Source organism: uncultured Sphingomonas sp. (assembly GCF_964237155.1).
Classification (GTDB): domain Bacteria; phylum Pseudomonadota; class Alphaproteobacteria; order Sphingomonadales; family Sphingomonadaceae; genus Sphingomonas.
Window position 1 is genome coordinate 1 of the sequence record NZ_CAXSHH010000133.1, and the last position, 3852, is coordinate 3852.

The following is a 3852-nucleotide window of genomic DNA, read 5'->3' on the forward strand; positions in this document are numbered from 1 at the left end:
GGAGCGCCTGTCGACCGGCAAGCGCATCAACTCGGCGAAGGACGACGCCGCCGGCCTCGCCATCGCGTCGACGATGCAGGCGTCGATCCGCGGCATGAGCCAAGCGGTCCGCAACTCGAACGACGGCATCAGCTACGCGCAGACCGCCGAAGGCGCGCTGGGCGAGGTGTCCAACATGCTCCAGCGCGTCCGCGAGCTGGCCGTGCAGTCGGCTTCGGGCACTTACGGCGCCGACGACCGCGCCAACCTGGACACCGAAGTGACCGCGCTGAAGGCGCAGATCACGAGCGTGCTGGCCACGACCGAGTTCAACGGCACCCGCATCTTCAACTCGGCCGCGACGGGCGCGGCGTACACGGCGCAGGCCGGCGCGCTCAACATCCAGACCGGCTCCAAGGCCGCCGATCAGGTGACGCTCAGCTTCACCTCGCTCGCCGACCTCGACGCCGCGACGGCGGTCGACACGGCCGCCGAGGCGACCGCATCGCTGGCGTTCGTCGACACCGCGCTGAAGAACGTCAACACGACCCGCGCCAGCCTGGGCGCGTCGCAGAACCGGCTGGAGTCGGTGGTCAACAACCTGAACAACAACGTGACCAACCTGACCGACGCGCGTAGCCGCATCGAGGACGCGGACTTCTCGGTCGAGACCGCCAGCCTCGCCAAGGCGCAGATCCTGAGCCAGGCGTCGACCGCCATGCTGTCCCAGGCGAACCAGAGCCAGCAGGGCGTGCTACGGCTCCTCCAGTAAGCCGACCACCCCGACGCGCCGTCGCCGATCCGGCGGCGGCGTCGAATGTCCGGTCCGGTATGGAATGTTCCAACGAGCCCCGGCGACCCGGAAACGGGTCGCCGGGATTCGTCGCGTCAGGAGACCTCCGGGCCGGTTTGAGACCCCGGCTTTGATCCATGTTCGGCACCGCCGTCGAAGGGTGCCGCATGCGCGCCGAGCGGCGGGAACGACGCTGTGCGCCGACTGTAGAGGAAGGGCCGGCCCGGTGCCGGTTTCCCTCACGGCGGAGCGATGACGATGGCGGACGACAATCTGAAGCAGTTGGTGCGGCAAGGCCTGACGGCATTGAAGGCGGGTACGCGGGTCGCTGCCGACGCGACCCAGGAGATCCAGGGCTCGGCGACCAGCCCCGAGTTGAAACAGGCGTTGCAGCAAGGCACCGACCAATCCACGGAGTGGGCGGCGCGGATCGACCGCGCGCTGGAAGAAGCGGGCGGCCCCGTCGGCGAGGATGACAATCCCATTCTCGAGGCGCATCATCAGGTCAGCCAGCGCATCCGGCAGGCCGCTTCGGACGAGATGAGCCGCGACCTCGGCATTATCGCGGCGGGCCAGCTGGCCATCCATTACTGGATCGCGTCGTTCGGCACGTTGCGCAACTATGCCGAGAAGCTGGGACTGGAGCGCACCGACCGCGAGTTCCGGCAGTGTGCCGAGGAGGCCAAGCAGGCCGACGAGCAGCACAGCCAACTCGCCGAGCAGATGCTGCGGCAGGAGGAAATGGCCTGAAGCGGTTCTCAACCCTCTCCCGCTTTCGCGGGAGAGGGTTGGGGGGTTAGGCCAGCGCCTTTCTCAGGCGGTCGTGGGCGCTCTTCTTGATCTGGCAGACGCGGGCGGAGCCTACGCCGAGGACCTGGCCGATCTCGTCGAGGTTCAATTCTTCGACGTGGTAAAGCTGGATCACCAGCGCCTCGCGTTCGGGGAGGGCGGCGATCGCGGCGATCAGGCGATCGCGTTCGCGGCCGTCGGCGAGCGCTTCGAAGGCGTCGGGGTCGGGGCTGGCGAACCAGGGGAGATCGTCGGCGTAGACCTCGTCGATCGACTCGATCCGGACGGCGTCGGCGGTGAGATAGTCGGTGCGGAGCTTGTCGAGCGTGACGCCCAGGTGTGCCGCGACCTCGGCTTCGGCGGGCGGGCGGCCCAGCTGGAGGGTCAGTTCGGCCACGGCGCGGGCGTGGTCGCGGCGGCGGCGCATCGCGCCGCGGCTGTTGGTGGCGTGGCGGCGGAGCTCGTCGATCATCGCGCCGCGCAGGCGGGTGGTGAGGTACGCCTTGAACTCGGGTCCGGTCCGGACTTCCGCGCCGCGGAGCGCCTCGACGAGCGCGAGCAGGCCGACCTGGACAAGGTCCTCGATGTCGACCGAGGTGCTCATCGCGCCGTGGACGTGCCAGGCGAGGCGGCGGACGAGGGGCAAATGCTCGCGGATCGCGGCGTCGCCGTCGCGGCTAGGCCGATAGGTCACGGGCTGGGCGTCGGCGAACGATCCGGGATTGTGGAAGCTCATGCGGGTAACGCTCCGGGGGCGCCGATCACCGCGACGACCTCGACCGCCTTGTCCTCGGGCACCTCGAAGAAGGACAGGACGGGGGTGTCGGGGAGGCAGGTCTTGACGAGTTTGCGGATGGCGATGCGGATCGCGGGCTGGACGACGAGCGCGAAGGGCTTGGCCTCGGCGAGGAGCGGCTGCGCGGCGTGGCTGACCGCGTCGACGATGCGGCGGCCGAGATCGGGCTCGATCACATGGCGGCCGCCCACGTCGGCGCGCGCGGCCTGGCCGAGCAGCCCTTCGAGCTGACCCTCGAGCGTCATGACGCGCAGGGGCTCGCGGACGCCGCATAGTTTCTGGACGATGAGCGGGCCGAGATCGGGGCGGATGAGTTCGACGATGTCCTCGGCGTGTGGGCTCTTCTGCGCGGCGACGCTGATCGCCGACGCGATGCGGCGGAACTCCTTGAGCGAGATACCCTCGGCGAGGAGGCCGCGCAGGACCTGGGTCAGGGTGGTGAGCGCTAGGGGTTGCGGGGTGAGCGAGGCGACGACCTGCGGGTTGCGTTCCTTCAGGCCGTCGAGCAGCGCCTGGACCTCGTCGGGGCCGAGCAGGTCGGCGGCGTTCTGGCCGAGCGCGTGGTTGAGGTGCGTCGCGACGACGGTGCCGGGGTCGACGACCAGGAAGCCCGCGCCGGTCGCGGCGTCGGCGTCGCCCGGCGCGATCCAAGTGGCGTCGAGGCCGAAGGTCGGGTCCTTGGCGGTCTTGCCCTGGAGCGCGCCCACCGCCTGGCCGGTATCGAGCGCGAGCATCTCGTCGGGCGAGACCTGGTCCTCGCCGACGACGACGCCGCCGACCACGAGGCGGTAGGTGTAGGGGGCGAGGTTGATGTCGTCGACGACGCGCACCTGCGGCACCACGAAGCCGAGCTCCTTGGAGAGCTGGCGGCGGACGCCGGTGATGCGGCCCATGAGAGGGGCGCCTTTACGCTCGTCCACGAGGGGCACGAGGCCGTAGCCGATATCGAGGCGCACCAGCATCCCGTCGGACACGTCGTCATACCCGATGCGCGACTGGTCGGCGGGCTCGACTGCGGCGACCGGCGCGGGCGGCGGGGGGCGACGCTCGATCTGGCGGAGCTTCCAGGCGGCGAAGCCGGCGATGGCCGCGCCCGAGAGGAGGAGGATGTGCGGCATGCCGGGCATGACGCCGAGAAGCGCGAGGATGCCGGCGACCGGGGTCCAGGTGCGGGGCGAGCCGAATTGGCTGCCGATCTGGCCCGCCAGGTCCTTGTCCGACGAGACGCGGGTGACGATCGCGGCGGCGGCGATCGAGAGCATGAGCGCGGGGAGCTGCGCCACGAGCGCGTCGCCGATCGCGAGCAGGATATAGGCGCGCGCGGCCTCGCCGATGGTCAGGCCGTGGCTGACGGGGCCGAGGATCAGGCCGCCGATGACGTTGGCGGCGAGGATCAGCATCGCCGCGACCGCGTCGCCCTTCACGAACTTGGACGAGCCGTCCATCGAGCCGTAGAAATCGGCCTCGGTCGTGACCTCGACGCGGCGCGCCTTGG

At 70.2% G+C, this 3852-nt stretch carries 4 protein-coding genes; 2 read left to right on the plus strand and 2 right to left on the minus strand.

Annotation, left to right across the window (positions count from 1 at the left end; translation table 11 throughout):
• Positions 1–751, plus strand: a 751-nt coding sequence (locus tag ACFE71_RS15155) for a flagellin (RefSeq protein WP_375429595.1), incomplete at its 5' end; no start/stop codon positions are given.
• Between the two features lie 279 nt (positions 752–1030).
• Positions 1031–1522, plus strand: coding sequence for a ferritin-like domain-containing protein (locus tag ACFE71_RS15160; protein ID WP_375429596.1), 492 nt, complete (start codon positions 1031–1033; stop codon positions 1520–1522).
• Between the two features lie 46 nt (positions 1523–1568).
• Here the strand turns inward: ACFE71_RS15160 and ACFE71_RS15165 are convergent, their stop codons facing one another.
• Both ACFE71_RS15165 and ACFE71_RS15170 read right to left on the minus strand, forming a co-directional pair.
• Positions 1569–2297, minus strand: coding sequence for a FliA/WhiG family RNA polymerase sigma factor (locus ACFE71_RS15165; protein ID WP_375429597.1), 729 nt, complete (start codon positions 2295–2297; stop codon positions 1569–1571).
• On the minus strand, positions 2294–3852 hold a 1559-nt coding region (locus tag ACFE71_RS15170; RefSeq protein ID WP_375429598.1), incomplete at its 5' end, for an FHIPEP family type III secretion protein. The genes ACFE71_RS15165 and ACFE71_RS15170, both read right to left, overlap by 4 nt.